The sequence below is a fragment of the Thauera aromatica K172 genome (genome assembly GCF_003030465.1).
Classification (GTDB): domain Bacteria; phylum Pseudomonadota; class Gammaproteobacteria; order Burkholderiales; family Rhodocyclaceae; genus Thauera; species Thauera aromatica.
Genome location: NZ_CP028339.1, coordinates 2,408,393 through 2,434,246, shown reverse-complemented (window position 1 = coordinate 2,434,246; position 25,854 = coordinate 2,408,393). Strand labels below are relative to the sequence as shown.

26 protein-coding genes are annotated in these 25,854 nt (G+C 69.2%); 18 read left to right on the top strand and 8 right to left on the bottom strand.

Features of this window, described 5'->3' with window-relative positions; genetic code table 11:
• Positions 1–25 precede the first annotated feature (25 nt).
• Complete coding sequence (locus Tharo_RS11560; RefSeq protein WP_107221329.1) at positions 26–451, bottom strand: MerR family transcriptional regulator; 426 nt, start codon at positions 449–451, stop codon at positions 26–28.
• A 72-nt stretch (positions 452–523) separates the two neighbouring features.
• Here Tharo_RS11560 and Tharo_RS11555 point away from each other — a divergent pair, with 72 nt between their 5' ends.
• Genes Tharo_RS11555 through ppa form a run of 3 tightly spaced genes read left to right on the top strand, consistent with a single transcriptional unit; the run spans position 524 to position 3,685 of the window.
• Positions 524–2,857: a heavy metal translocating P-type ATPase gene (locus Tharo_RS11555; protein WP_107221328.1), complete on the top strand. Its 2,334-nt coding sequence runs from the start codon at positions 524–526 to the stop codon at positions 2,855–2,857.
• 46 nt (positions 2,858–2,903) lie between these two features.
• The gene (locus Tharo_RS11550) at positions 2,904–3,116 is read left to right on the top strand and encodes a heavy-metal-associated domain-containing protein (protein WP_107221327.1); all 213 of its coding nucleotides are present in this window, start codon (positions 2,904–2,906) and stop codon (positions 3,114–3,116) included.
• Positions 3,117–3,157: 41 nt separating this feature from the next.
• A complete protein-coding gene (ppa, locus tag Tharo_RS11545; protein WP_107221326.1) occupies positions 3,158–3,685 on the top strand; it encodes an inorganic diphosphatase in 528 nt (175 codons plus the stop codon).
• Positions 3,686–3,763: 78 nt separating this feature from the next.
• On the opposite strand, the gene hyi is transcribed toward ppa, so the two are convergent.
• From hyi to Tharo_RS11520, 5 genes are all read right to left on the bottom strand, one after another.
• Entirely contained in the window at positions 3,764–4,615 is an 852-nt protein-coding gene (gene hyi / locus Tharo_RS11540) for a hydroxypyruvate isomerase (protein ID WP_107221325.1), read from the bottom strand.
• Positions 4,616–4,712: 97 nt separating this feature from the next.
• Positions 4,713–6,857: a putative bifunctional diguanylate cyclase/phosphodiesterase gene (locus tag Tharo_RS11535; protein ID WP_107221324.1), complete on the bottom strand. Its 2,145-nt coding sequence runs from the start codon at positions 6,855–6,857 to the stop codon at positions 4,713–4,715.
• 131 nt (positions 6,858–6,988) lie between these two features.
• Positions 6,989–7,642 (bottom strand): response regulator, encoded by a 654-nt coding sequence (locus Tharo_RS11530; RefSeq protein ID WP_107221323.1) that lies wholly within the window; start codon positions 7,640–7,642, stop codon positions 6,989–6,991.
• A gap of 6 nt (positions 7,643–7,648) precedes the next feature.
• Entirely contained in the window at positions 7,649–9,148 is a 1,500-nt protein-coding gene (locus tag Tharo_RS11525; RefSeq protein WP_107221322.1) for a hybrid sensor histidine kinase/response regulator, read from the bottom strand.
• Positions 9,148–10,659 carry a sensor histidine kinase gene (locus tag Tharo_RS11520; protein WP_107221321.1) on the bottom strand — a complete coding sequence of 504 codons (1,512 nt, stop codon included), beginning with the start codon at positions 10,657–10,659 and terminating at the stop codon, positions 9,148–9,150. The genes Tharo_RS11525 and Tharo_RS11520 overlap by 1 nt, the downstream gene beginning before the upstream one ends.
• Before the next feature lie 317 nt (positions 10,660–10,976).
• Between Tharo_RS11520 and Tharo_RS11515 the strand changes: the two genes are divergently transcribed.
• The 10 genes from Tharo_RS11515 (at position 10,977) to Tharo_RS11470 (ending at position 20,101) form a co-directional block, all read left to right on the top strand.
• Complete coding sequence (locus Tharo_RS11515; RefSeq protein WP_107221320.1) at positions 10,977–11,204, top strand: hypothetical protein; 228 nt, start codon at positions 10,977–10,979, stop codon at positions 11,202–11,204.
• Between the two features lie 44 nt (positions 11,205–11,248).
• The gene (locus tag Tharo_RS11510; protein ID WP_159051696.1) at positions 11,249–12,400 is read left to right on the top strand and encodes a methyl-accepting chemotaxis protein; all 1,152 of its coding nucleotides are present in this window, start codon (positions 11,249–11,251) and stop codon (positions 12,398–12,400) included.
• 14 nt (positions 12,401–12,414) lie between these two features.
• Complete coding sequence (locus Tharo_RS11505; RefSeq protein WP_107221318.1) at positions 12,415–12,780, top strand: response regulator; 366 nt, start codon at positions 12,415–12,417, stop codon at positions 12,778–12,780.
• Between the two features lie 10 nt (positions 12,781–12,790).
• Complete coding sequence (locus tag Tharo_RS11500; protein ID WP_107221317.1) at positions 12,791–13,132, top strand: STAS domain-containing protein; 342 nt, start codon at positions 12,791–12,793, stop codon at positions 13,130–13,132.
• A gap of 11 nt (positions 13,133–13,143) precedes the next feature.
• Positions 13,144–15,315 carry a chemotaxis protein CheA gene (locus Tharo_RS11495; RefSeq protein ID WP_107221316.1) on the top strand — a complete coding sequence of 724 codons (2,172 nt, stop codon included), beginning with the start codon at positions 13,144–13,146 and terminating at the stop codon, positions 15,313–15,315.
• Between the two features lie 89 nt (positions 15,316–15,404).
• Positions 15,405–17,036 carry a methyl-accepting chemotaxis protein gene (locus tag Tharo_RS11490; RefSeq protein WP_211309602.1) on the top strand — a complete coding sequence of 544 codons (1,632 nt, stop codon included), beginning with the start codon at positions 15,405–15,407 and terminating at the stop codon, positions 17,034–17,036.
• A 13-nt stretch (positions 17,037–17,049) separates the two neighbouring features.
• Positions 17,050–17,583 (top strand): chemotaxis protein CheW, encoded by a 534-nt coding sequence (locus Tharo_RS11485; protein ID WP_107221314.1) that lies wholly within the window; start codon positions 17,050–17,052, stop codon positions 17,581–17,583.
• Between the two features lie 9 nt (positions 17,584–17,592).
• On the top strand, positions 17,593–18,411 hold the full coding sequence (locus Tharo_RS11480; protein WP_107221313.1) for a CheR family methyltransferase: 819 nt from the start codon (positions 17,593–17,595) through the stop codon (positions 18,409–18,411).
• A complete protein-coding gene (locus Tharo_RS11475) occupies positions 18,411–18,947 on the top strand; it encodes a chemotaxis protein CheD (protein WP_107221312.1) in 537 nt (178 codons plus the stop codon). The genes Tharo_RS11480 and Tharo_RS11475 overlap by 1 nt, the downstream gene beginning before the upstream one ends.
• Positions 18,947–20,101 carry a protein-glutamate methylesterase/protein-glutamine glutaminase gene (locus tag Tharo_RS11470; RefSeq protein WP_107221311.1) on the top strand — a complete coding sequence of 385 codons (1,155 nt, stop codon included), beginning with the start codon at positions 18,947–18,949 and terminating at the stop codon, positions 20,099–20,101. Before Tharo_RS11475 ends, Tharo_RS11470 begins: the two co-directional genes overlap by 1 nt.
• A gap of 73 nt (positions 20,102–20,174) precedes the next feature.
• On the opposite strand, the gene guaD is transcribed toward Tharo_RS11470, so the two are convergent.
• Positions 20,175–21,491, bottom strand: a complete 1,317-nt coding sequence (gene guaD / locus Tharo_RS11465; protein WP_245880890.1) for a guanine deaminase — start codon at positions 21,489–21,491, stop codon at positions 20,175–20,177.
• A 245-nt stretch (positions 21,492–21,736) separates the two neighbouring features.
• Here guaD and Tharo_RS11460 point away from each other — a divergent pair, with 245 nt between their 5' ends.
• The 5 genes from Tharo_RS11460 to Tharo_RS11440 all read left to right on the top strand — a co-directional run bounded on the left by Tharo_RS11460 (position 21,737) and on the right by Tharo_RS11440 (position 25,428).
• On the top strand, positions 21,737–22,069 hold the full coding sequence (locus tag Tharo_RS11460) for a 4a-hydroxytetrahydrobiopterin dehydratase (protein ID WP_107221309.1): 333 nt from the start codon (positions 21,737–21,739) through the stop codon (positions 22,067–22,069).
• A 153-nt stretch (positions 22,070–22,222) separates the two neighbouring features.
• A complete protein-coding gene (locus Tharo_RS11455; protein ID WP_107222403.1) occupies positions 22,223–22,750 on the top strand; it encodes a cupredoxin domain-containing protein in 528 nt (175 codons plus the stop codon).
• 1 nt (position 22,751) lies between these two features.
• Positions 22,752–24,242: a cbb3-type cytochrome c oxidase subunit I gene (locus tag Tharo_RS11450; RefSeq protein WP_107221308.1), complete on the top strand. Its 1,491-nt coding sequence runs from the start codon at positions 22,752–22,754 to the stop codon at positions 24,240–24,242.
• Positions 24,239–24,853 (top strand): SCO family protein, encoded by a 615-nt coding sequence (locus Tharo_RS11445; protein ID WP_107221307.1) that lies wholly within the window; start codon positions 24,239–24,241, stop codon positions 24,851–24,853. The genes Tharo_RS11450 and Tharo_RS11445 overlap by 4 nt, the downstream gene beginning before the upstream one ends.
• On the top strand, positions 24,850–25,428 hold the full coding sequence (locus tag Tharo_RS11440) for a hypothetical protein (RefSeq protein WP_107221306.1): 579 nt from the start codon (positions 24,850–24,852) through the stop codon (positions 25,426–25,428). Before Tharo_RS11445 ends, Tharo_RS11440 begins: the two co-directional genes overlap by 4 nt.
• A 57-nt stretch (positions 25,429–25,485) precedes the next feature.
• Here Tharo_RS11440 and Tharo_RS11435 read toward each other — a convergent pair whose 3' ends face one another.
• A complete protein-coding gene (locus Tharo_RS11435; protein ID WP_107221305.1) occupies positions 25,486–25,725 on the bottom strand; it encodes a hypothetical protein in 240 nt (79 codons plus the stop codon).
• Positions 25,726–25,854: the final 129 nt, after the last annotated feature.

Here is a 25,854-nt window from a genome sequence, read left to right as displayed (position 1 = left end):
GCCCGGTGCGGGAGAACCCGCCCGGTCAATCCGGCGCGGCCGCTTCCCCCGCCAGTGCGCGCAGGATCGGGCACGGGGTGGCGGCATCGCTGTGGCGGCAGCAGTGCACCAGTTCCGCCAGGGCGTCGCGCATGTCCTGCAACTGGCGGATGCGGGCTTCGATCAGCTCGATCTTGGCCTGGGCGGCGGCGCGGGCGCGCTCGCGGTCGGTGTCGGCGTTGAGCGCCAGCAAGCCGTCGATTTCCTCGAGCGAAAAGCCGAGCTGCTGGGCGCGGCGGATCGCCCGCAGGCGGGCGAGTTCGGCTGCGCCGTAGGTCCGGTAGGCACCGCAGCCGGGGGCGGGCTCGGCGAGCAGGCCGCGGCGCTGATAGTAGCGGACGGTCTCGACGCCGACGCCGGCGGCGCGCGCCAGGAGGCCGATGGTGAACGTCTGTGCGGCATTCGGGTCCATGGATGTTGACTCCGTACTTCGGTACGGGGTTTACACTGCGCGTCATCGATCGTCCGCGCAAGAGGGGCCGCCATGCCGCACGCCACGCTGAACCTGCCGCCACACGCCATTCCCGCGCCCGCCGGCGACACCCTGGAGCTGGCCGTCACCGGCATGACCTGCGCCGCCTGCTCGAGCCGGCTGGAGAAAGTGCTCAACCGCCTGCCCGGCGTGCGGGCCACGGTCAACCTCGCCACCGAGCGCGCTACCCTGCACTTCGCTCCCGGTGCCCTGAGCCTGGAGCAGGCGGTCGCCGCGGTCGAGGGCGCCGGCTTCGGCGCCAGCGATGCCCGCCGGCTCGAACGCGAGGCTGAGCGCGCCCGCCAGCACGCTGCGTGGCGCATCGAGTTCAGGCATTTCTGGATCGCCGCGCTCCTCACTCTTCCCCTCGCAGCGCAGATGCCGGCGATGTTCGGCCTGTGGCCGGGAGGCACGCCCCACCATGATGTCATCCCGCGCGGGCTGCAGCTGCTGCTCGCGACGCCGGTGCAGTTCTGGATCGGGGCGCGCTTCTACCGCGGCGCCTGGGCGGCGGTGAAGGGCGGGGGGGCGAACATGGATGTGCTGGTCGTGCTCGGCACCAGCGCAGCCTATGCTTACAGCGTGTTCGTGACGCTTGCCGGACGCCATGATCTGCACGTCTATTTCGAGGCCTCGGCGATGATCATCACCCTCGTCCTGCTCGGCAAGCTGCTCGAGGCGCGGGCCAAGGCGCGCACCACGGCGGCGCTCGATGCCCTGCTGCGGCTGCAGCCGAAGATGGCGCGCATCGAGCGCGACGGCGAAGTGGTCGAGGTCCCGGTCGAATCGCTGCGCCCGGGCGACGCCTTCGTGCTGCGTCCGGGCGATGCGGTGCCGGTCGATGGCGTCGTCGAACACGGTGAGTCGGCAGTCGATGAAGCGATGCTCACCGGCGAGAGCCTGCCGATCGACAAGCGTGGCGGCGACCCCGTGTTCGCCGCCACGATCAACGGCAACGGCCTCCTGCGCTGCCGCGCCACCGGAGTCGGGGCGCACACCCTGCTCGCCGGCATCATCCGCCTGGTCGAGCAGGCACAGGGCTCGAAGGCGCCCGTGCAGCGCCTCGCCGACCGCATCTCGGCGGTGTTCGTGCCGGTGGTGGTGGGGATCGCGCTGCTGACCTTCGCCGCCTGGTACGCCGCCAGTGGCGACTTCCAGCAGGCCCTGATCAACGCCGTCGCGGTGCTGGTGATCGCCTGCCCGTGCGCGCTCGGTCTGGCCACGCCGACTGCGATCATGGTCGGCACCGGCCAGGGCGCGCGTGCCGGGATGCTGGTGAAGAACGCCGAGGCGCTCGAACTGGCCGAGCGCATTGCCGTGCTCGCGGTGGACAAGACCGGTACCCTCACCGAAGGCCGGCCCGCGCTCACCGATGTGGAGCCGGCCGCAGAGTGGACGCGCGCGCGCCTGCTCGGCGTGGCGGCGGCGCTCGAACAGGGCAGCGCCCACCCGATCGCCGCCGCGGTGGTGGCAGCGGCGAAGGCCGAAGCTGCGGCCCTGCCCGCCGCGGCGGCGGTGCGCGCGGTGGGCGGCATGGGGGTGGAAGGGCGGGTCGAGATGGATGGCGCATCCCGCGCCGTGCTGCTGGGAGCGCCGCGCCTTCTCGCCGGGCGCGGAGTGGCCCTGCCCGCGGCGACGGGCGAGGCGCTTGCCGCCGCGGGGCGGACTCTGGTCGCGGTTGCGGTCGACGGCGTCTTCGCCGGCCTGCTCGGCGTCGCCGACCGTGTGCGCGCGGACTCCGCCGCCGCGGTCGCACGCCTGCAGGCCAAGGGCGTGCGGGTGGTGATGCTGACCGGGGATCATCCCGCCACCGCCGCCGCGATCGCCGCCCAGACCGGTATCGCCGAGTGGCACGCCGGGGTGCTGCCGGCCGACAAGGCGGCGGCGGTGGCGGCGTTGCGCGACGGCCGGACGCTGGCGGCGGAAGCGGAACCGGGCCCGGCGGGCGGGGGGCAGCCGGCCGAGACCGCCGGCGGCGAAGAGCGGAGCCGGGGGAAGGGGCACGTCGGCATGGCTGGCGACGGCATCAACGATGCGCCGGCGCTGGCTGCGGCCGACGTTTCGTTCGCGATCGGAGTCGGCGCCGACGTCGCGGTCGAAGCCGCCGACATCACCCTGGTGCGCAACAGCCTGCACGGCGTTGCCGACGCCATCGACCTGTCGCGCGCCACGCTGGCGAAAATCCGCCAGAACCTGTTCTTCGCCTTCGTCTATAACGCCCTGGGCATTCCGCTCGCCGCCGCCGGCCTGCTCAACCCGGTGATCGCCGGTGCGGCGATGGCGATGAGTTCGGTATCGGTGGTCAGCAACTCCCTGCTGCTGCGGCGCTGGCGGGCCGGGCGCTGAGCGGACGGGGGCAGAGGAACGGCATTTTCAACCAAGGAGCAAGGCAATGAGCGAAGTGACGATCAAGGTCGAAGGCATGAGCTGCGGCGGCTGCGTGAAGAACGTGACCGGTGTGCTGAAGGCGCTGTCCGGGGTGGACGATGCGCAGGTTTCGCTGGAAAACGCGTCGGCGACGGTGCGCTACGACCCCGCCCGGGTGTCGGTCGAGGCCCTGCGCGCGGCCGTGGAGAATGCCGGCTTCGATTCTCCGCAAAGCTGATTCCCCCTATAATCCGCGCACATTTTTCATCGGAGGGAGTTATGGGTTTCGATCTGGTCAGCGCCGGCAAGGACGTGCCGAACGACATCAACGTCATCATCGAGATCTCCGCGCAGGGCGATCCGATCAAGTTCGAAGTGGACAAGGACAGCGGCGCGGTGTTCGTCGACCGCTTCATGGGCACTTCGATGCGTTACCCGCTGAACTACGGCTACGTGCCGCACACCATCGCCGGCGACGGCGACCCGGTGGATGTGCTCGTGGTCACGCCCTTCCCGCTCGCTCCGGGGGTGGTCATCCGCTGCCGCCCGGTCGGCGTGCTGAAGATGGAAGACGATGGCGGCGTCGACGCCAAAGTCGTCGCCGTGCCGGTGTCCAAGCTGACCCCGCTGTACGACAAGGTGCAGACTACCGATGATCTCCCTGAACTGCTGATGAAGCAGACGGTGCACTTCTTCGAGCATTACAAGGACCTCGAGCCCGGCAAGTGGGTCAAGGTGCTGGGCTGGGGCACGGTCGAAGAAGCCAAGCAGGAAATCATCAACGGCCTGGCCGCCGCGAAGAAGTAAGAAGCAAGCAAGAAGCGCGTCGCGCACGCCGGAAAACCGCGGGGAACCGCGGTTTTTTTTCGCTTTTTGCCTCGCTTCCTAGCCGCTACGGGCCTGCGTCGGCGCGACTGCGGCCGTTGGTGGCGCCGCGGAGTCCGCTCCCGACGGGCTTGTGCCGGCCAGCGCCTGGATCCAGCCCAGGCCTTCGCGGGTGCCGGCGGCGGGCTTGTACTCGCAGCCGATCCAGCCCGCGTAACCGAGGCGGTCGAGGTGGCGGAACAGCCAGGCGTAATTGATCTCGCCCGTGCCCGGCTCGTTGCGCCCCGGGTTGTCGGCGATCTGGATGTGCGCGATGCGCGGCAGGTAGTGTGCGAGCGTGTTGCCGAGTTCCCCTTCCATGCGCTGGGCGTGGTAGACGTCGTACTGGATGAAAAGGTTGTCGGCGCCGACCGCGTCGACCAGCGCCGCGGCCTGCGCGGTACGGTTGAGGTAGAAGCCGGGCATATCGTAGGTGTTGATCGGCTCCACCAGCAGGCGCAGGCCGGCAGCCTTGAACTGGCCGGCGGCGAAGCGCAGGTTGTCGATCAGGGTGGCGTGCACCCGGTCGGCGTCCACGTTGGCCGGGGCGATCCCGGCGAGGCAGTTGACCTGCCCGCAGCCGAGCGCAGTGGCATATTCGATGGCGCGTCCGACGCCGTCCTGGAATTCGCCGACGCGGTCCGGGTGGCAGGCGATGCCGCGCTCGCCGCCTTCCCAGTCGCCCGCCGGCAGGTTGTGCAGGACCTGGACCAGACCATGGCGCTGAAGACGCTCGGCCAGCACCGCCTTGTCGAAGGCGTAGGGGAACAGGTATTCCACTCCGGTGAAGCCGGCCTCGGCGGCGGCCTCGAAGCGCTCGAGGAAAGGCCGTTCGGTGAACAGCAGGCTCAGGTTGGCGTCGAATTTCGGCATGGTCGATTCTCCGGGCCGGGGAGACGCCGCCCGCAAGCGGCGTTCCCCGGTGTGGGGCCGGTGCGCCTGGCGGCGTGCGGCAGGCGCGGTTCGGGATTCAGTCCGGCGGCGGCGCGAGCGCGGTGCGCGGCGTGGCGTAGGGTTCGCAGGGTGCGAACAGCGCGCTCAGGCGGGACAGGTCGGCCGCGGCGACCGGCGGGCTGAACAGGTAGCCTTGCAGCGCATCGCAGCCGGCCGCGATCAGGGTGCGTTGCTGCGCTTCGGTCTCGACGCCCTCGGCCACCACCTGCAAGCCGAGGCCGCGGGCGAGGCCGACGGTGGCGGCGATGATCGTGGTGCTTTTCGGGTCGGAAGCGAGCTTGTGCACGAAGCTGCGGTCGATCTTCACCTTGTTGAGCGCGAAGCGGCTGAGGTAGGCGAGCGATGAATACCCGGTGCCGAAATCGTCGAGCGCCACGCTGACGCCCATGCGGCTGATGGCCTCGACCTGGGCGGAAGTGAATTCGGTGTCCGCCATCATCGTGCTTTCGGTCAACTCGATTTCGAGCTGAGCCGCAGGCAGCCCGGTGCGTGCCAGCACTTCGCGGATGCGCTCGGGCAGAGCGCCGGTGGCGATCTGGTGGGCGGAGACGTTGACCGCCACCCGCACCGGCGGCAGCCCGTCGTCCTGCCAGCGCCGGGCCTGGGCGCAGGCGGTGTGCAGCACCCAGTCGCCGATGGCGACGATGAGGCCGGATTCCTCGGCGACGGGCACGAACTCGGCCGGCGAGACCCAGCCCAGCGCCGGGCTGTGCCAGCGCGCCAGCGCTTCCAGGCTGCGGATGCGGCCGTCGCGGGCGCAGAGCAGCGGCTGGTAGTAAAGCTGCAGCTCCCGGCGCTCGAGCGCCTGGCGCAGTTCGCTTTCGATTTCCATCCAGCGTCGGGCCTGGTTGTCCATGCCGCTGGTGAAGAAGTGCAGGCGGTTGTGATGGCCGTACCGGATCGGCGCCCGGGCGGCTTCGGCCGCGCGCAGGAGGTCGGCCGCGCTGCGTCCGTCGTCGGGAAAGACGCTGATGCCCAGGCTTGCGGTCACGCTGATCTCGTGGCCGCCGATCGTGCAGGGGCGGGCGATCTCGTCGAGGATGCGGTGCGCGAAGGCGGCGATGGCTTCGGTGTCGGCGAACTGGGTCAGCAGCACGAGGAACTCGTCGCTGCCCAGTCGCGCCGCGCTCGCCCGCCCTTTCAGGCAGAGCTGGAGGCGGCCGGCGATATGCTGCAGGAGCTTGTCGCCGGCTTCCTGGCCGAGGCTTTCGTTGATCCGGCGGAAACGGTCGAGATCGAGCAGCAGCACCGCGGCGCCGTCGTGACTGCCGTTTGCGGCGGCCTCGATCGCCTGCTGCAGGCGATCCATGAACAGCTGGCGGTTGGCCAGCCCGGTAAGGGCGTCGTGATTGGTCAGCCAGTGGATGTGCGCTTCGGTCTGCTTTTCCTTGCTCAGGTCGCTGAACACGGCGACGTAGTGGGTGGGCAGGCCGTCGCTGCCCCTGACCGCGCTCAGCGTCAGCAGCTCGGGGTAGATTTCGCCGTTCTTGCGCCGGTTCCAGATTTCGCCGCGCCAGGTGCCGGTGGTGACCAGGGTATGCCACAGGGTTTCATAGAACGCCGGCGAATGGCGGCCGGATTTGAGGATGCGCGGGTTGCATCCGAGCACTTCCGCGCGGCTGTAGCCGGTGATCGCCTCGAAGGAGGGGTTGACGTCCACGATGGTGCCCTGCAGGTCGGTCACCGTGATCCCTTCGCGCAGGCTGTCGATCACCTGCTGCGACCGCTGCAGGCGGCGGGCGTGCTCCTCCGCGCTGCGCTCGGCGGCCCGCCGGGCGCGGCGCTGATGCACTTCGTCGAGCTCGCGCGCAAGCGCGGGGGCGAGCCGGGCGAGGTTGTCCTTCATCACGTAATCATGAGCGCCGGCGCGCATCAGGCGGCTTGCCTTCTCGTCGCTGATTTCACCCGAAACGACGATGAAGGGCAGGTCGAGCCCGGTCTGGCGCACGGCGTCGAGGGCGACTCCGGCATCGAAACCGCACAGCGAGTAGTCGCACAGCACCGCGCTCCAGCGACGCTGCTCGAGCGCAGTGCGCAGCTCCGGCTCGGTGTCGATCTGCAGGTAATCGAACTCGAAGCCGGCTTTTCGCAGGTGGCGCACGATCAGCCCGGCGTCGCTCGCGTTGTCTTCCACCAGCAGCAGATCGAGTTTCGTCGTCATCCGGGGTCCCGTCCTTCGTGTCCCGTGCCGTGAAGGCTTGGCAGTGTGCCGATGTTACGGAAATCCGCAGGGGTGTCCATCGGGCGGATTACCGAGACGGCTTAGGGAGACGGAGGTGTTCGCGAGGGGCGTCAGCGTCCGAGTGCGATCAGGCCGCGGCGTGCCGCCTCGAGCAGCAGGTTGGCGATGTCGCGCACCCCCAGGCGTTCCATGATCTGCGCCCGATGCGCTTCCACCGTCTTGACGCTCAGTTCCAGCTCGCGGGCGATCTCCTTGGTGCTGCGGCCGTTGCCGATCCGTTGCAGGATCTCGTTCTGGCGCGGGGTCAGCACGGCGGCGGGGCGTTCTTCGCCGGCGCGGCGCGCCAGCAGGTTCCCGACCACATGGCGCGAGACCGCCGGGCTCAGGTAGACGTCGCCGCGCTCGACTGCGGAAAGCGCCATTTCCAGCTCGGCCACTGCGGCATCCTTGAGCAGGTAGCCGCGCGCACCGCAGCGCAGCGCCTGGTCGAAGAAGTCGCCGGTGTCGTGCATCGACAGAATGATCACTTTCACCGCGCGGTGCTCGGCGGCGATCGCCGTGGTTGCGGTGAGGCCGTCCATGCCGTCCATCGCGATGTCCATCAACACGATGTCGGGACGGTGCGCGCGCACCAGCTCGATCGCCGCCCGCCCGCTGCTGGCTTCACCGACGATCTCGACCCGGGCCATCGTTTCGAGCAGCGCGCGGATGCCCGCCCTGACCAGGCTGTGATCGTCCACCAGCAGTACGCGCAGTTTGTCCATGGCGCTCTATCCCCGTGTTCCTTCGCCGGCCGCCGGCAGCACGACCCGGACCCGGGTGCCGTGGCCGGTGGCGGATTCGATAGCGACTTCGCCGCCGATCAGGGCGGCACGTTCTTCCATTCCCAGCAGGCCTGCGCTCCTGCCTTCGAGCATGCGCCGGCGCGCCTGGGCGACGTCGAAACCGTGGCCGTCGTCGCCCACGCACACCTCCAGGCGTGGGCCGCTGAGCTCGACTTCGATGTCCACCCGGCTGGCGGCCGCGTGGCGGACGATGTTGGTGACGGCCTCCTGCACCAGGCGGAAGCAGACGATCTCGATGCGCGTGTCGAGCCGCGTCGGGCCCAGCGAAGAATGGAACGTCAGCGTCAGGCCGGCGCGTTCGCACTGGCGTTCGGCATGCCAGCGCAGTGAAGCTTCGAGCCCCATGTAGTCGAGCTGGGGCGGGCGCAGGTTCAGCGACAGGCCGCGGACCTGGGCGAGCGCTTCCTCGGTGATGTGGATCGCCGAAGCGAGCCGGTGCGCGGCCGGGCCGTCCCCGACCGAGGGCGCCATGCCCTGCAGCTCGAGCTTGACCGCGGTCAGGGCCTGGCCGATCTGGTCGTGCAGTTCGCGCGCGACTTCGCGCCGCTCCGCTTCCTGGGCGTCGAGGATGCGGCCCGAAAGCCGGCGCAGGCGGGCGTTCGCCGCCTGCAGCGCTTCGCCGGCCGCCTTTTGCGCGGTGATGTCGTAGAGGGTGCCGATCAGGCGGGCGCCGTTGCCGTCTTCCGCCGTCGCGCGGGCGGCGCACTCGCGCACGTGGCGCAGGCTGCCGTCGGTGCGGAGAATGCGGTATTCGATGTCGAAACGCTCGGCGCCGGCCTGCAGCTCGCGGTGCGCCTGGCGCATGGCGGCGAGATCGTCGGGGTGGATGCGGGTCAGCAGGGTATGCCGGGCATGTTGTTCGTCGACCCGCTCGAGGCCGAACAGCGCATACAGGGTGTCCGAACACCACAGGTGTTCGCCGGGCGGGTCGATCCGCCACTGCCCCAGCCCGGCGATGCGCTGCGCTTCACGCAGGCTGGCCTCGCTGTCGCTCAGCGCGGCGAGGGTGTGCCGGCGCTCGGCGCGCATCCGCGCTTCGCCGATCTCGCGCTGTACGGCCGGACCCAGGCGGCTGAGGTTGCCCTTCATCAGGTAGTCGTGGGCGCCGGTGCGCATCAGCTCGATCGCGGTCTCGTCGCCGATCGTGCCGGAGATGACGATGAACGGAATGTCCTGGCCGCTGCCGTGGAGCACTTCGAGTGCTGCGCGGGCGTCGAAGCCGGGCAGGCTGCAGTCGGAGAGCACGATGTCCCAGCGGCGCTGGTGCAGTGCCGCAAGCAGGCTCTCGGCGCTCTCGACCCGGGCGTGGCGAACGTCGAAGCCCGCGCGCCGCAGCTGGCGCACGACGAGCAGGGCGTCGCTTTCGGAGTCCTCGACGAGCAGGGCGGCAAGCGGGACGGCTGCCGGAATCGGCGTCTCGCCCATCAGCCGTGCGCTCCGGCGCAGCGGACGACGGCGGGCGCCGGCCCCGGTGCCGGCGGCAGGGTGAAGTAGAAACAGGCACCCCGGCCGCGTTCGGCTTCGGCCCAGATGTGGCCGCCGTGGCGCAGGACGATGCGATGGACGATCGCCAGGCCGATCCCGGTGCCGGGGAATTCCTTCTCGGAGTGCATGCGCTGGAAGGCGCCGAACAGTCGGCGGGCATGGGCCATGTCGAAGCCGGCGCCATTGTCGCGGACGAAAAAAGCTTCTTCGCGCAGCCGCGTCGCCGGGTTTTCGGCCATGCAGCGCCCGAGCACGACCCGGGCCTGCGGTTCGCGGGCGGAAAACTTGCAGGCGTTGTCGACCAGATTGGTCAACGCGATTTCGAGCAGGCGGCGGTCGCCCCAGGCACCGATGTCGGGCTCGATATCGAAGTGGATGTCGCGACCGCGACAGGCTTCGAGAGCGCGGGTGGCGACCTGCCCGGCGAGTGCCGGAAGATCGATCCATTCCTGGTGCAGTTCGTCGCGGGTGACCCGGGCCAGTTGCAGCAGGTCGGCGATCAGCAGGTTCATCCGTGCGCATTCGCCGCGCACGCGATCGAGGTATTCATGGCCGGTGGCATCGAGGCGTTCGCCGCAGTCCTCGAGCAGGGCCTCGGTCCAGCCTTCGATGCCGCGCAAAGGGGCACGGAGGTCGTGCGACACCGAATAGCTGAAGCTTTCCAGCTCGCGGTTGGCGAGCGCGAGCTGGGCGCCTTGCTGGCGCAGCGCGGCCATGGTGGTGGACAGCGATTCGGCCATGTGGTCGAACTCGCGGGCGAGGGTGCCGAGTTCGTTGGCGCGGTGCAGGCCGATGCGGTGATCGTAGTGACCGGCTTCGATCGCGCGCGCGCCCTGTTCGAGGCGGCGCGCCGGTTTCAGGATCTGGTGGCGGACGATGGCGAAGTTCAGCCCGATGGCGAGGGCGAGGGCGAAGATCAGGCCCAGCATCAGCCTTTCCTGCCGGCGCTGGAGGGCCTCGAGCCGTTCCTGGCTCAGGTCCATCAGTGTCGAGCTGCCTTCGGCGATATGCTGGGTCAGGGTCACGATCCGCCGCGTCAGTTCGCGCTGATGGGCCTGGGCGTCCGGGTCGAGGATCCAGTTCACCGATTTGGCCGTGCGGTATTCGACCAGGGTGTCGAAGACGTCGGGCAGGACGGCGTGATGCTGGTGCAGCCCGGCGAGGATGGCCGCGCCCGGCGCACCCTTGAACAGCCGGGTCTCGAGCAGGCGGGTGAGTTCGGCGTGGCTCTCGCGCCAGCCGATCTGCGCCTCGATCGATGCGGTGTCGAGGAAGGTGGATGTGTGCAGGCGAAGCCGTGCGGTGCCCACTTCCCAGATCTGCTTGGCGAGCTGGCTGCGTTCGAGTTCGAGGCGGAACCCGGCGGAGGACTCCGTCCATGCCCACGAGATCGCCACCACGGCCAGGGTGGAGGCGGCGGCGATCAGCCATTGCTGTGTGCGAATCAGCACGGGGGTTCCTTCTTCCTCATCTTCGTTCGTTGTTGTCGGGGGAGAGCGTTCGGGGCGATGCCCGAACACTATCGGCCTACCCACGCCAAATCCTTAGAGGCGGGCGGGGAATTTTCCGGATTGCCCTGTCCGGTGCTTGCCCGCAGCATCCATGGCTGGCGGCAGTGCGCGCGGCTTTTCCCGGAGGCGACGATGCGCGAGGGCGGGGATGCTATCGCAGTGGATGGCGGCCGGTCCACGACCGCTGCGTGCGCCCTGCGGTTTTTCACACCCGGCCGTGGTGGGGCGCGGGCGGCGGGCGTAAACGTGGAGACGACATGTTCGGGAACATCAAGGTGGGCACCAAGCTGGGGCTCGGGTTCGGGCTGGTGCTGGCCCTGCTGGTGCTCAACAGCCAGACCACGCAGCAGAACGCGTCGGCCTCGGAGGAACTGTCGGCGACCGCCGAGGAAATGAGCGCCCAGGCGGTGCAACTGCAGCAGCTGGTGGAGCAGTTCCGGCTGGAAGACGAGTACGGGCACCGCGCGGCCCGTATCGCGGCATGATCGAAAGGGAGTTGCAGGTGCGGTCACACATTCGGAGCGGGGGCGTGGCGGCGGTCGCCAAGGGGGCGGCGGTTCTGGGGCCGGGTTTGCTTGGTGCCGGCGGTGTGGCCGTGTTCGGCCAAGGAGTGCTCAGCGCCCTGTTCGCGGGCCTGCTGGTGCTGCTCACGCTCGGTGCGGGGGTCTGGCAGCGGCGTGCCGCGTACCGCCCGCCGTCGATGGGGGTCGAGCCCGAACTCGGGCGCGGCATGCCTTATGCCGAGAGCCTGCAGCGGGTCGCGCAGGCTTCGCTCGAACGCTGGAGCCGCCACGTCGACCTCTCGCGCAGCCAGATGGAAACGGCGGTCGGTGAGCTCGCCCAGGCGTTCGGCGAGATTCTCGACCATCTCGGCGAGACGCTCGCCCGCTCCCATGCCGCGGCCGCCCGCAGCGGCGAGGACAGCGTGGTCGGCGTCCTCGCCCATGCCCGTGTCGAACTCGACGGCGTGCTCGCCGGGCTCGATGCCGCGCTCGCCGAAAAGCAGACCCTGTCGCAGGCGGTGGAGCGGCTGGGCACGGTGACGGAAGACCTGATGCGGATGGCGGGCGAAGTCGGCCAGATCGCCAGGCATACCAACCTGCTGGCGCTCAACGCCGCGATCGAGGCGGCGCGCGCGGGCGAGGTCGGGCGCGGCTTTGCCGTGGTGGCGAGCGAAGTGCGCACGCTGTCGAACGAATCGGCGGCGACCGGCCAACGGATCCGCGAGAAGGTCGAACTGGCGCACGCCGCGATGGCCGAGGCGCGGGCGGCGGCGGCGCGCATGGCCGAGCGCGACGTGGCCCTGGTCGATGAATCGCAGGCGGCGATCGGGCGCGTGCTCGAGCGCTTCGACCGCGTCGGCTCGGCGATGGAGCAGACCGCGCAGGCGTTGGAGCGTAACGGTGCCGAAGTGCAGCAGCGCGTCGAGGGCGTGATCGTCCATCTGCAATTCCAGGACCGGGTCAGCCAGATCCTGTCCGCGGTCGATGCCGACATGGGGCGCCTGGCCGGGCGCGTGGCCGAAGACGAATCGCGCTGCCGGCGCGGCGAGCTGCCGGCACCGATCGATGCCGCGGCCTGGATCGCGGAACTGGAGCGCACCTACACCACGCTCGAGCAGCATGGGCGCAGGGCCGAGCCGGCCAACGCCGCCGTGGGCGGGGAAATCACATTCTTTTAGTGGGAGAAGCATTCATGTCCAAGACCGTACTGATCGTCGACGATTCGGCGTCGCTGCGCCTGGTGGTGAGCATGGCGCTGAAGGGGGCGGGCTACGAGGTCATCGATGCCTGCGACGGGCGCGATGCGCTGGCCAAGCTCAACGGGCAGAAGGTACATCTGATCATTTCCGACGTGAACATGCCCAACATGGACGGGATCAGCTTCGTGCGCGAAGTGAAGAAGAACCCGGCCTACAAGTTCACGCCGGTGATCATGCTCACCACCGAAGCCGCCGAGGAGAAGAAACGGCTGGGGCAGGAAGCCGGCGCGCGCGCCTGGGTGGTGAAGCCTTTCCAGCCGCAGCAGATGCTGGCCGCGGTCTCCAAGCTGATCATGTGAGCGCGGCACGATGACCACGCAAACCCGGCCGGCCGGGCCGACCCCGCCGCCTTCCGCTGCCGCGTTCCGCCTCGAGCCCGGCGGCGAGCTGAGCATCTATACCGTGGCCGAGCTGCGCACCGAGTGGCTGGCGGCACTGCACGAGCACGACGAGCTCGAGATCGACCTCGGCCGCATCGAGGAAATCGACACCGCCGGCCTGCAGTTGATGCTGATGGCCAAGCGCTGCGCGGGCAAGACCGTGCGCTTCGTCAATCATGCCGATGCGGTGCTGCGCCTGCTCGACCTGGCGAACCTGGGCGGCGTGCTCGGCGACCCGCTGCTGGTCGCCGATGCGCGCCCGGCGCATTAGGAGCGTACGACATGGATCTTTCGCTGGCGCTGGCCACCTTCCTCGAAGAAAGCCGCGAACTGCTCGCGCAGATGGAAGACATCCTGCTGCGCGCCGACCGTGGCGAGGCGGAGGGCGAGGACATGAACGCGCTGTTCCGCTGCGCCCACACGATCAAGGGCTCGGCCGGACTGTTCGGCCTGGATGCGGTGGTGCACTTCACCCATGGCGTGGAGAACGTGCTCGATCGCCTGCGCAACGGCGATCTGGCGTTCTCCGGTGAGCTGGTGACCCTGCTCCTCGAAGCGCAGGACCACATCGCCCACCAGGTCGCCGCGATCGCCGCCGGTGACCCCGTGGAGGAAGCCGCCGGGGCGCCGCTGCTGGCGCGCCTGCGGGTCTTCGCCGGTGAGGCCGGTGGCGGGGTCCCGGCCGAGGCCCCGCTCGCCGATGAGCCGGCATGCACGGTGGAGGCCGGCAGCAGCGTGCCGATCGGCGCCGAGCACTGGCACCTGTCGCTGCGCTTCGGCCCCGAAGTGCTGCGCAACGGCATGGACCCGCTGTCCTTCATCCACTACCTGCGCACGCTGGGCGAACTCGTCCATGTCGAAACCGTCACCGACGCGCTGCCCGATCTGGAAGCCGGCGATCTGGAAGTGTGCTGGCTCGGATTCGAAGTGGCCCTGCGCAGCCCGGCGAGCAAGGCCGAGATCGAGAGCGTGTTCGAGTTCGTCCAGGACAGCGCGACGATCACCATCGTGCCGCCGAACAGCCGCGTCGAAGATTTCATCGCCCTGATCGAGTCGCTCGACGAGGATGAGCGCCGGCTGGGCGAGATCCTGGTCGCCTGCGGTTCGCTGACGCCGCGCGAGCTCGAAGAGGCGCTGGCGTGCCAGCAGGCTGCGGTGCCGCCGCAGCGCTTGGGCCAGGTGCTGGTCGAACAGGCGGTGGTGCAGCCGCAGGTGGTCGAGGCTGCGCTCGGCAAGCAGCGTGCTGTCGAGGAGCGGCGTTCGAGCGAGGCCAAGAGCGTCAAGGTCCCGGCCGACCGCCTCGATGCGCTGATCGACCAGGTCGGCGAGCTGGTGATCGCCGGTGCGGCGACCCAGTTGCAGGCGCAGCTGACCAACAGCCGCGAACTGCACGAGACCGCCTCCAACCTGCTGCGTCTGGTCGAGGATGTGCGCGACGCCGCGCTGCGCCTGCGCATGACGCCGATCGGCGAAGTGTTCAACCGCTTCCCGCGCGTGGTGCGCGACGTCTCGCGCGAACTGGGCAAGGACATCGAGCTGCGTATCGGCGGCGCCGAGACTGAGCTCGACAAGTCGATGGTGGAGAAGATCGGCGATCCGCTGATGCACCTGGTGCGCAACGCCATCGACCACGGCATCGAGTCGCCCGAACGCCGGCTGGCGGCGGGCAAGCCGGCGCGCGGCACGCTGCAGCTCGATGCCTACCACGAAAGCGGCAGCATCGTCATCGAAGTGGCCGACGACGGCGCCGGGCTCGACCCCGGGCGCATTTTCGCCAAAGCGGTCGAACGCGGCCTGGTGGCGCCCGAGGCCCATCTGACGACGGCGGAAATCCATCGCCTGATCCTCGAGCCCGGTTTCTCCACCGCCAGCCAGGTCACCAACCTGTCCGGGCGCGGCGTCGGCATGGACGTGGTCAAGAGCAATGTCGAGGCCTTGCGCGGCAGCCTCGACATCGACAGCACGCCCGGGCGGGGCACGACGATGCGGCTGTGCCTGCCGCTGACGCTGGCGATCATCGACGGTTTCAGGGTTGGCGTCGGCGAGGCCAGCTTCATCCTGCCGCTCGACGCGGTGCTCGAATGCATCGAGCTGCCCGACGGCGTCGGCGAGGCGGCCTACCTGAACCTGCGCGACCAGGTGCTGCCTTTCGTGCGCCTGCGCCGGATGTTCGCCATCGCGGGCGAATCGCCCGCGCGCCAGAGCGTGGTGGTGGTGCGCTTCGCCGGGCGCCAGGCCGGGATCGTGGTGGACCGGCTGCTGGGCGAGTGCCAGACGGTGATCAAGCCGCTCGGCCGGCTGTTTGAGAAGGTCGCGGGAATCGCCGGGTCGACGATCCTGGGGACCGGCGAAGTGGCACTGATCCTGGATGTGCCGCAACTGGTCCAGCGCGCGATCGCGCACGAAGGCCGGTTGACCGGCAGCGGGCAACGCGCGCGCGCGCTCGCCGCATAGCCGGCGAGAAGAAACGGTGGGGTGCGCAAGGAAGTGTGCATCCTGCAGGCAAGGCAAAATCACAAGCGGAGAAAGCAGTGTTCAGAAACATGAAAGTGAGCGTGAAGCTCGGGCTGGGCTTTGGCGTGGTGCTGGTGCTGCTGGTGCTGGTGGCGGGCATCAGCATCCAGCGCCTGATGCTGATCAACGCCGATGTGGACGAGATGGTTCATGAAACCTGGCCCAAGGTGCAGATGCTGCAGAACGGCCTGGTGGGGGTGAATGAAGTCGCGATGGGCGGGCGCGATCTGGTGATCGCCGACAACCCGGAGCGCATCCAGAAGGCCAAGGAGCGGATCCTGGGCGGGCGCAAGCTGCTCGGCGAGACCTGGGCCGAGCTCGGGCCGAAGCTGGCGACGCCGCGCGGCAAGGAGCTGTTCAAGGCGGTGGTCGACAGCCGCGAGCAGTACATTCCGATGCAGGATCAGCTGATGAAGCTCGTCGACGAGGGCCGCCGCGAAGAAGCGCGCGAGTATCTGCTCGGCGAGTACAGCGCGGTCGCCACCCAGTACCGCAAGCGGGTCAATGACGTGGTGTCGGTCGGCGATGCGCTGATGGACAAGGGCGGCAGCGTGACCAACGAGCGCGTCGCCGAGGCGGTGATGCTGATTTCGGCGCTGGGCGGCGCGGCGGTGCTGCTCGGGCTGGTGGTTGCGGTGCTGATCGGGCGCAGCCTGGTGCGCCAGCTGGGAGGCGAGCCGGGGTACGCGGCGGAGGTCGCGCAGCGGGTCGCGGGCGGCGACCTGACGGTGGCGGTGAAGCTGCGCAAGGGCGACCAGTCGAGCCTGCTGTACGCGATGCAGTGCATGGTGGGGAGTTTGTCGCAGACGGTGGGCAAGGTGAGGGCGGCGGCCGATTCGCTGTCGGCGGCGTCGGAAGAAGTGAGCGCGACCTCGCAGTCGCTGGCGCAGGGCTCGTCGGAGCAGGCGGCGAGCCTGGAAGAGACGACGGCCTCGATCGAGCAGATGTCGGCCTCGATCGGGCAGAACACGGAGAACGCGCGGGTGACCGACGGCATCGCGAGCAAGTCGGCGAGCGACGCGAGCGAGGGCGGCGAGGCGGTGCGGGCGACGGTGGAGGCGATGAAGTCGATCGCGGACAAGATCGGCATCGTCGATGACATTGCCTACCAGACCAACCTGCTGGCGCTCAACGCGGCGATCGAGGCGGCGCGCGCGGGCGAGCACGGCAAGGGCTTCGCGGTGGTGGCGGCCGAAGTGAGGAAGCTGGCCGAGCGCAGCCAGGTGGCAGCGCAGGAGATCGGCGAGCTGGCCGGCACGAGCGTGAAGACGGCCGAGCGCGCGGGGGCGCTGCTCGATGAGATGGTGCCGTCGATCCGGCGCACGGCCGAGCTGGTGCAGGAGATCACCGCGGCTTCGGAAGAGCAGTCGGCGGGGGCGGGGCAGATCAACATTGCGATGGGGCAGATCAGCCAGACCACGCAGCAGAACGCGTCGGCCTCGGAGGAACTGTCGGCGACCGCCGAGGAGATGAGCAGCCAGGCGGCGCAGCTGCAGCAGCTGGTGGGGCAGTTCCGGCTCGAAGGACAAACGGGCGAGGTGGGCGAGGCGGAGGTGACGCTGCGCCGTCCGGGCGGAGGCCGTCCGGGTGGAGGGACGCCGCGCCGGCTCGCGCAACCGGCGCTGGTGGCGGCCGGAGACGCCGAGTACGTGCGTTTCTGAGCGGGGCGAGGCCATGTCGGAAACCAACCTGACCGTTGCTGGTGCGCCCACGGGTTCGAGCGGGGGGCAGTACCTGGTGTTCATGCTGAACGGCGAGACATTCGCGATCGACATCCTGCAGATCCGCGAGATCATCGAATACGGCAGCCTGACCGAGGTGCCGATGACGCCGCCGACGGTGCGTGGGGTGATCAACCTGCGCGGCGCGGTAGTGCCGGTGATCGATCTGTCGGCGCGCTTCGGCCGGGCGCGCTCGACGGTGGGGCGGCGCTCGTGCATCGTCATCGTGGAGGTGGAAGGCGGCGGGGGGGCGCAGCGGCAGACGCTGGGCGTGCTGGTCGACGGCGTGAGTGAAGTGCTCGAGATCGGGGGCGCGGAGATCGAGCCTGCGCCCAGCTTTGGGGCGCGCATCCGGACCGACTTCATCGCCGGGATGGCGCGGGTCGGAGGACGCTTCATCGTCGTCCTCGACGTCGGCCGGGTGTTCTCGGTCGATGAGATCGCCACCTTCGCCACCCTCGCCGAGGGTGGCCATGCGACGCCCTGACGAGTCTGCATGTACCGCCGCGAAATCACCATCAGCGACACCGAGTTCAGCCAGTTTCGTGCGCTGATGCGCCGTGCCGCCGGTGTCGACCTGCCGTCGTCGAAGAAGCATCTGGTCAGCGGGCGCCTCAACCGGCGCCTGAGGGCGCTGGCCTTGCCCAGCTACGGCGACTATTACCGGGTCGTCACCGGCGGTGGCGCGCCCGACGAATTCCAGCGCATGGTCGATCTGCTGACCACCCACGAGACTTACTTCTTCCGCGAACCGAAGCATTTCGAGTATCTCGCCGGTCCGGTGCTCGATGCCGTGCCGCGCGGGCGTGCGCTGCGGGTCTGGAGTGCGGCCAGCTCTTCCGGGGAAGAGGCCTACAGCATCGCGATGGTGCTGATGGACCGCCTCGGCGAGCAGCACCCGTGGCAGGTGTTCGGTTCGGACATCAGCCGCGAGGTCGTGGACAAGGCGCGCACCGGCATCTACGCGATGAACCGCATCGACGGCATTTCCCGCGACTACCTCGGGCGCTTCTGCCTGCGCGGCATCGGCAGCCGCGCCGGCACCTTGCAGGTGATGCCCGCGCTGCGCCAGCGGGTGCGCTTTGCCCAGGTCAACCTGAACGAGTCGCTCGCCGGGGTGGGCGAGTTCGACGTCGTGTTCCTGCGCAACGTGCTGATCTACTTCGATCTGCCGACCAAGCAGCAGATCGTCGCCCGCATCGCCCGCCAGCTGAAGCCGGGCGGCTGGCTGTTCGTCGGCCACTCGGAAACCCTCAACGGCGTCTGCACCGCGTTGCGCCAGGAGCGGCCGACGGTGTATCGGCGGATCCTGTGATGGGTGGCGGCCGCCATGTGATCGACATTTTCCTGCAGCCGGGCGACTTCTACTTCGGCGACCGCGACACCCGCATCCGGACCCTGCTCGGCTCCTGCGTGTCGATCACCCTGTGGCATCCCCGACTGCGCCACGGCGGAATGTGCCATTACATGCTGCCGGCGCGCAGCCGGCGCGGTGGACAGGCGCTCGACGGGCGCTATGCCGACGATGCGATCGCGCTGTTCCTGCGCGAGCTGCGCGCGCAGGGCACCCGGCCGGGCGAATACCAGGTCAAGCTGTTCGGCGGCGGGCGGATGTTCCGCACGCCGCGCAACCGGGAAGGGAACGAATCGATGGAGATCGGCAACCGCAACATCGAGGCCGGGCAGCGCCTGCTGCGTCAGCACGGCTTCCGGATCAAGGCTTCCCACCTCGCCGGCGACGGGCATCGCAGCGTGATCTTCGAGGTCGGCAGCGGGGAAGTGTGGGTGCGCCACGTCGCCGATTCGACGCTGGCGCCGGTGCCGGACGGTGCAGCGACAGGGGCGCTGTGATGAGTGCGGTCGTGGGCGAAGCGGGAAGCAGGGGGGCGCGCAACCCGATCCGGGTACTGATCGTCGACGACTCGGCGGTCGTCCGCCAGGTGATGGGCGAAGTGCTGCGCCGGGCGCCGGGCATCGAAGTGATCGCCACCGCCTCCGATCCGGTGTTTGCGCTCGACAAGATGCGCCAGGCCTGGCCCGATGTCATCCTGCTCGACGTCGAGATGCCGCGCATGGACGGCATCACTTTCCTGAAGCGGATCATGGCCGAGCGCCCGACACCGGTGATCATCTGCTCCACGCTCACCAGCCGGGGGGCGGAAACCACGATGCAGGCGCTGGCCGCTGGCGCGGTGTCGATCATCACCAAGCCCACGCTCGGGCTGAAGCATTTCCTCAACGATTCGGCGGCCGAAGTGGTGAGCGCAGTGCGCTCGGCGGCGCGGGCGAACATGCGGGCGATGAAGCTGGCCGCCGCGACGCCGGGGCGGATGCCGCCGCCCGCCTCATCCTCGCCCTCTTTGCCGGACGGGGCGCAGGGGGCACGGCCGCCGGCGACCGCCGGGCACGAAGCGCTGGCCGAGACCACCGACCGCCTGATCGCGATCGGCACTTCGACCGGCGGCACCCAGGCGCTGGAGGTGGTGCTGCGTGCCTTGCCACGCACCATTCCGGGCCTCGTCGTGGTGCAGCACATGCCGGAGAAGTTCACCGAGCTGTTCGCCCAGCGCCTGAACCAGCTGTGCGCGATCGAAGTGCTGGAAGCGCAGGACGGCCAGCGCGTGATCGCCGGACGGGCGCTGATCGCACCCGGTGGCCGCCATCTGACGGTGCGGCGCAGCGGCGCGCATTACCTCGTCGAAGTCCGCGATGGGCCGCCGGTGAACCGGCATCGGCCGTCGGTCGATGTGCTGTTCCGCTCGGTCGCCAGACATGCCGGGCGCAATGCGATGGGCGTGATCATGACCGGTATGGGCGATGACGGCGCGCGCGGCCTGCGCGAGCTGTTCGACGCGGGGGCGGCCACCGTCGCCCAGGACGAAGCCAGCTCGGTGGTGTTCGGCATGCCCAGGGAGGCGATCCGTCTCGGTGCGGCGGGGCGCGTGCTCGGGCTCGAAGCGATCGCGCCGGCGCTGATCCAGTACGGTCGGCAGCGCGAGCTCTGAGCATCCCATCGCCCGCAAGCGGTGGACGATGTTCGCAAAGGGAACAGGAGCTTGCAAAACGTTTTCGTGAAAGCTATTCCGGGCGCTGCCAGGTGACCTCGCCGAGCACGTGGGTCGCAGCCACCGCGCGGTCGTCGCCCAGCATCATCAGCACGAACAAGCGTTCGCCCAGGGTCGTGCACCCGGCGCTGCGCCGCGCCAGCAGCGGTGTCGCCCGTGGGTCGAGAACGACGAAGTCGGCCTCCTTGCCGGGGAGGAAGTTGCCGATCCGCCCGTCCAGGTAGAGGCTGTGGGCGCCGCCCAGGGTGGCGAGGTGGAAGGCGCTTGCCGCCGACAGCGTCTGGCCGCTGAGCTGCAGCACCTTGTAGGCCTCGCTCAGCGTCTGCAGCATCGAAAAGCTGGTGCCGGCGCCGATGTCGGTGCCCAGCCCGACGCGGATGCCCAGTGCCCGGGCACGCCCGAGATCGAACAGGCCCGAGCCGAGAAAGAGGTTGGCGGTCGGGCAAAAGCTGATCGCCGTGCCGGTGTCGGCGATGCGCCGGCGGTCGGCGTCGTCGAGCCAGAGGCAGTGAGCGAACACCGCGCGCGCGCCGAGCTGGCCGAAGCGGTCATAGACGCCGAGGTAGCTGCGCGCTTCGGGGTAGAGGCGGGCGACCCAGTCGGCCTCGGCACGGTTCTCGGCGACGTGGGACTGCAGGTAGACGCCGGGGTGCTCGGCGAACAGGCGCCCGGCAAGGCGCATCTGCTCCGGTGTCGACGTCGGCGCGAAACGCGGTGTGAGTGCGTACAGCAGGCGGTCGCGACCGTGCCAGCGCTCGATCAGGGCCTTCGATTCGGCCGCGCCGCGGGCGGCGGTGTCGCGCAGGAAGTCCGGGCAGTGACGGTCCATCAGCACCTTGCCGGCGATCAGACGCATCCGGCGGCGTTGTGCGGCGGTGAACAGCGCATCGACCGAGGCCGGATGCACGGTGGCGAAGGCGAGCGCGGTGGTGGTGCCGTTCTTCAGCAGCTCGTCGCAGAAAAACGCGGCGACTTCGGCGGCGTGCGCCGGGTCGGCGAAGCGGGCTTCGGCGGGGAAAGTGTATTTTTCCAGCCAGGTCAGCAGCTGCTCGCCGTGGCTGGCGATGATGTCGGTCTGGGCGTAGTGGATATGGGTGTCGATGAAGCCGGGCAGGATCAGCTTGCCGCGGTAGTCGGTGAGCGGCGTGCCGGCCGGCAGTTTGGTCAGCACTGCGGCGGCGGGGCCGAGTTCGGCGACGTGGCCGTCGCGGACGACGAGAACGCCGTCGACGAAGTGTTCGAGCGCGTTGTCCCCATACGCCGCCGGGTCGGCGAGGAAATGAACGAACTCGCCGCGCACGGCGCGCAGTGGATGCGGGGAATCGGTCATCGGTGTGGCGGGTGTCATCAGGGGCAGACTGCGGACGTGGTGGAGCGGGAGGCGCCGGGACTGCAATCGGTGCAGGTTGCAATCGGCGCACACCGTATCTTAGGCCTTGTCGCGTGGCGGAGGATCCCCGATGCCGTCGCGGGGGGCTGCCCGCGCCGCGCCGATTGAACTCGCCGGCCCCGGCCTTCTCGAACCAGCACGGGTTGCGGCCGACTGCGGCCGGCCCCGCTGGCGAGGAGGACATCATGGGTGGCGATCTGGTCGATAAATCCTGCGTTCCCTGCCGTGGCGGCATCCCGCCGCTGAGCGAAGCGCAGGCGCAGGTCTTGCTGCAGCAGATCCCGGAGTGGTCGTTGGGCGACGGCGGGCGGCGCCTGAGCCGCCGCTTCGATTTTCCCGATTTCCGCCGGGCGATGGAGTTCGTGTGCCGCGTCGGCGAGCTGGCCGAAGCCGAAGGCCATCATCCGGATGTCCATTTCGGTTGGGGCTGGGCGGAGATCGTCTGGTACACCCACAAAATCGGCGGCCTGCACGACAACGACTTCATCATGGCGGCGAAAACCGGGCGGCTGTCCTGAAAGCGGCGAGCGCTTGCGCAAGGAACGACCGCCTGCCAGCAGGCGGGGCGTCGCCGTGGGCGGAAAGTGAACATCATTGCATGACATATCGGCACCGACTATAAAGAAACGGCATGGACCGGATTGCCGGCCGCTTTCGAGGGAGAATCGCTGATGCAGCAGACAGCCTGGTGGGTATCGATCGCGCTGATGGCGCTGGTCGCCGCGATGTTCGCCTATGGTGCGGCAAGCTCCCGGCGCCGGGAGCAGGACTATGCCGGGCTGGCGCGGCGGGCGTATGCATTGCGCGCACGTGCGTTCTGGGTGCTGGCCCTGATCCTGGGCTCGGCGATGATCTACTCGCTGCGGGCGCTGCCCTACGCTGCCCGGGCCAGCGAGGCGGGCGCTGCGGCGCAGGTCGTCGAGGCGAAGGGCTACCTGTGGTACTGGGAACTCAGCCCGAACCGGGTCGAACCCGGTCGCCCGGTGGAGTTCCGCGTCACCAGCGCGGATGTCAATCACGGCTTCGGCATCTACGACCCCGAGCTGAAGCTCGTCGCCCAGGTGCAGGCGATGCCCGGCTACACCAACGTGATCCGCCATACCTTCGAGCGCGAAGGCCGCTACCGCATCCTGTGTCTCGAATACTGCGGCACGGTCCATCACGGGATGACCGCCGAACTCACCGTGGGGGGGAACTGAGATGGCCGACAACAAGAGTGCGCCCGACACCGATCGCGGCGCGAGCACGGGCGTGGTGGCCTATCTGGTGGTAACGGCTGCGGTGATCCTGCTGATGATGCTGTTCGGGCTGCTGATGCGGCTCGAGCAGGCCCGCTTCATCGACATCGGCGCGCTGTGGTTCTACCGCCTGATGACCCTGCACGGCGCCGGCATGGTCGGCATCGCCGGGCTGGCCGGCGCGGCGGTGATGTGGCACTTCCTCAGCCGCTACGTCGATCTGTCGCCGGCGATCCTGATCGCGAATCTGGTGCTGTTCCTGGGGGGCGTGGGGATGGTGCTGGGGAGCGTGCTGCTCGGCAGTTTCCACGGCGCATGGACCTTTCTCTACCCCCTGCCCGGCAACACGATGGGAATGTGGTCGGCCGGTGCCGCGGCCCTGTTCCTGGGCGGGATGCTGGTGATCGGCGTGGGCTTCGTGCTGCTGCACCTCGACGTCGCCCGGGCGCTGATCGCCCGCTACGGCAGCTTCGCCCGGGCGCTGGGGTGGCCGCAGCTGTTCGGCGCGGATGACGGCAAGGCACCCCCGCCGGCGGTGGTGGCGAGCACGATGGTCACCATCGTCAATCTCCTCGCCCTGGTCGTCGGCGCGACGATCCTGAGCATGATGCTGGTCAATCTCTACCTGCCGGAGTTCGCCATCGACCCGCTGCTGGCGAAGGCGATGATCTACTTCTTCGGCCACGTCTTCATCAACGCCACCATCTACATGGCGGTGATCGCGGTCTACGAGATCCTGCCGCGCTACACCCAGCGGCCGTGGAAGTCGGGCCGAGTGTTCCTCGCGGCCTGGACCCTGTCGACGCTGATGGTGCTGTTCATCTTCCCCCACCATCTGTTGATGGACTTCGCCTTTCCGAAATGGATGCTGGTCATGGGCCACGTGATCGGCTACATGAACACCTTCCCGATCCTGCTCGTGACTGGCTATGGCGCGCTGATGATCGTGCACCGTTCCGACATCGACTGGGACATGAGTTCGAGGCTGCTCTTCCTCGGCCTGTTCGGGTGGACGGTGGGCGTGATGCCGGCCTTCATCGACGGCACGATCCCGGTCAACTACGTGATGCACAACACCTTGTGGGTGCCGGGACATTTCCATACCTACCTCCTGCTCGGGATGGTCGCGATGGTGTTCGGCTTCATGTACTTCCTCGGCAAGGCGCGCCGCGACGAGCGCGACGGCATCCTTGATCGCGCCGCGTTCTGGGTCTTCGTCGTCGGCGGGATGGGCTTCGTGCTGAGTTTCCTGATGGGCGGCAAGGAAGGGGCAGCACGCCGCTACGCCCAGCATCTGCCGGAATGGCTGCCTTACGATCGGGCGGGATCGGTGTTCGCGGCACTGGTGATTGCCGCCAGCCTGCTGTTCATCGTCCGCTTCCTGCTCCGGCTCGGGCTGGCCCGGCGCGAACATGCGCGCGCCAGCATTCCGGTGGGGCTGCCCGCCGCGTGAGCGTCGGCCTGCGCGCGGTGCTGGCGTCGGCGCTGGCGGGCATCGCCGGCGCCGCGATCCTGTGGCAGGCGACCGACGGGCTGAGCGCGTTCACCGCGGAAAGCGCCCGCCGCGCCGAAGTGCTGCGCAGCCCGCGGACGCTGCCCACGGCCAGGCTGCAGGACCAGGACGGAGCCTTCTTTTCGCTCGACGACTACCGCGGCCGGCTGCTGGCGGTGGAATTCATCTATACCCGCTGCGAGACCGTGTGCCTGAGCTTGGGCGCAGCTTTCCGCCAGATCCACGACCGCGTTCCGCCGCAGGCCCTCGGGCGCGATTTCGCCCTGCTGAGTCTGAGTTTCGATCCTGAACACGATCAGCCCGCGCAACTGCGTGACTACGCCCGCCGCTTCGGGGCCGACGGCAGGCACTGGCGCGTGGCCCGTGTGCCGGATCGGGTGGCGCTGGATGCGCTGCTCGGACGCTTCGGCGTGGTGGTGATCCCGGACCGGCGCGGTGGCTTCGAGCACAACGCCGCGCTCCACCTGATCGACCGTGAGGGGCGTCTCGCCCGGATTAGCGATCCCGAGGATGTGCAAGGTTTCGTCGCCAGCGTCGAGGCGCTGCGATGAGGGAGGGGCGCGCAACGGCCCGCCATGCGCTGCTCCTGCTGTACGGCGGACTGGCGTTGCCGCCGCTGCGGGCCGGGCTCGAGGCGACGATGTCGGCGCACATGCTGGTGCAGATTCCGCTGCTCGGCGTGCTCGGTTTCGTCGCCGCGCGTTGGCTGCCGCCGCAATGGCAGCAGCGCATGCTGGCGCTCAGCGGCGGCCCGGCGGCGTGGGTGGTGGTGGCAGTGTTTGCGATGGCGTACTGGATGCTGCCGCGCGTACTCGATGCCGCCCTGGCGTCGCCCGCGGTCGAACTGGCGAAGTTCCTCACCGTGCCCCTGCTCGTCGGCCTGCCCCTCGGGCTCGCCTGGCCGCAACTGTCCCTGATCGGACGCGGCTTCGTCTGGACCAACGCGATCAGCATGGTCGCGGTGCTCGGCTGGCTGTATCTGGCCGCACCGCTGCGGGCCTGCAACAGCTACTCGCTCGAGCAGCAGCAGCAGACCGGTGGGCTTCTGGTGGCGGCGGCGTTGACCCTTTTCGTCGTCTGGTTCGGCACGCTGTTCATCGGCCGGGGGGCGGCTACCGGACGCTGATTCGACACCCCGATGTCTTCCGCTGCGGTTTCGGCGGCTGATCGAGCGGTTTCCGGCTCAGCTCTTCCAGACCCACAGAATCACCACGACGGCGACCACGACCAGGAACGTGCTGCCGCCGATCGCAGCGAACAGAGGATTGTTCCGCAGCACTCCCTTCGGTGCCGGGCTGTAGAAGCGATGTACGCAGGACATGCAGCGCCAGGCGAGTTCGCCCGGGTGGGTGCGCCGTTCGTCTTCCGAGCGCCAGGGCGATTGGCGACAGTCGGTGCCGTCGCAGCGGGGGCAGGTAGGCATGGGAGCGGGGCGGGGGCAGGAAGCGGCATTGCCGGGTCGTGCCCCCGGTAGTTGCAGTCAGGGTCCGGATTATAGAGGAAGCGCCTCGGCGCGTTCGCGGCCGCTGGCGCGCCGCCAACGGCCGCGGCG

Excerpts from the sequence above, each read along its gene's own strand:
- Tharo_RS11450 (WP_107221308.1), top strand. The coding sequence starts at position 22,752 with ATGGCCGACAACAAGAGTGCGCCCGACACCGATCGCGGCGCGAGCACG.
- Tharo_RS11535 (WP_107221324.1), bottom strand. The coding sequence starts at position 6,857 with ATGACGACGAAACTCGATCTGCTGCTGGTGGAAGACAACGCGAGCGAC.
- ppa (WP_107221326.1), top strand. The coding sequence starts at position 3,158 with ATGGGTTTCGATCTGGTCAGCGCCGGCAAGGACGTGCCGAACGACATC.
- Tharo_RS11485 (WP_107221314.1), top strand. The coding sequence starts at position 17,050 with ATGTCGGAAACCAACCTGACCGTTGCTGGTGCGCCCACGGGTTCGAGC.
- Tharo_RS11505 (WP_107221318.1), top strand. The coding sequence starts at position 12,415 with ATGTCCAAGACCGTACTGATCGTCGACGATTCGGCGTCGCTGCGCCTG.
- guaD (WP_245880890.1), bottom strand. The coding sequence starts at position 21,491 with ATGACCGATTCCCCGCATCCACTGCGCGCCGTGCGCGGCGAGTTCGTT.
- Tharo_RS11515 (WP_107221320.1), top strand. The coding sequence starts at position 10,977 with ATGTTCGGGAACATCAAGGTGGGCACCAAGCTGGGGCTCGGGTTCGGG.
- Tharo_RS11550 (WP_107221327.1), top strand. The coding sequence starts at position 2,904 with ATGAGCGAAGTGACGATCAAGGTCGAAGGCATGAGCTGCGGCGGCTGC.
- Tharo_RS11475 (WP_107221312.1), top strand. The coding sequence starts at position 18,411 with ATGGGTGGCGGCCGCCATGTGATCGACATTTTCCTGCAGCCGGGCGAC.
- Tharo_RS11495 (WP_107221316.1), top strand. The coding sequence starts at position 13,144 with ATGGATCTTTCGCTGGCGCTGGCCACCTTCCTCGAAGAAAGCCGCGAA.
- Tharo_RS11560 (WP_107221329.1), bottom strand. The coding sequence starts at position 451 with ATGGACCCGAATGCCGCACAGACGTTCACCATCGGCCTCCTGGCGCGC.
- Tharo_RS11460 (WP_107221309.1), top strand. The coding sequence starts at position 21,737 with ATGGGTGGCGATCTGGTCGATAAATCCTGCGTTCCCTGCCGTGGCGGC.
- Tharo_RS11555 (WP_107221328.1), top strand. The coding sequence starts at position 524 with ATGCCGCACGCCACGCTGAACCTGCCGCCACACGCCATTCCCGCGCCC.
- Tharo_RS11480 (WP_107221313.1), top strand. The coding sequence starts at position 17,593 with ATGTACCGCCGCGAAATCACCATCAGCGACACCGAGTTCAGCCAGTTT.
- Tharo_RS11435 (WP_107221305.1), bottom strand. The coding sequence starts at position 25,725 with ATGCCTACCTGCCCCCGCTGCGACGGCACCGACTGTCGCCAATCGCCC.
- Tharo_RS11455 (WP_107222403.1), top strand. The coding sequence starts at position 22,223 with ATGCAGCAGACAGCCTGGTGGGTATCGATCGCGCTGATGGCGCTGGTC.
- Tharo_RS11500 (WP_107221317.1), top strand. The coding sequence starts at position 12,791 with ATGACCACGCAAACCCGGCCGGCCGGGCCGACCCCGCCGCCTTCCGCT.
- hyi (WP_107221325.1), bottom strand. The coding sequence starts at position 4,615 with ATGCCGAAATTCGACGCCAACCTGAGCCTGCTGTTCACCGAACGGCCT.
- Tharo_RS11440 (WP_107221306.1), top strand. The coding sequence starts at position 24,850 with ATGAGGGAGGGGCGCGCAACGGCCCGCCATGCGCTGCTCCTGCTGTAC.
- Tharo_RS11530 (WP_107221323.1), bottom strand. The coding sequence starts at position 7,642 with ATGGACAAACTGCGCGTACTGCTGGTGGACGATCACAGCCTGGTCAGG.
- Tharo_RS11525 (WP_107221322.1), bottom strand. The coding sequence starts at position 9,148 with ATGGGCGAGACGCCGATTCCGGCAGCCGTCCCGCTTGCCGCCCTGCTC.
- Tharo_RS11470 (WP_107221311.1), top strand. The coding sequence starts at position 18,947 with ATGAGTGCGGTCGTGGGCGAAGCGGGAAGCAGGGGGGCGCGCAACCCG.
- Tharo_RS11490 (WP_211309602.1), top strand. The coding sequence starts at position 15,405 with ATGAAAGTGAGCGTGAAGCTCGGGCTGGGCTTTGGCGTGGTGCTGGTG.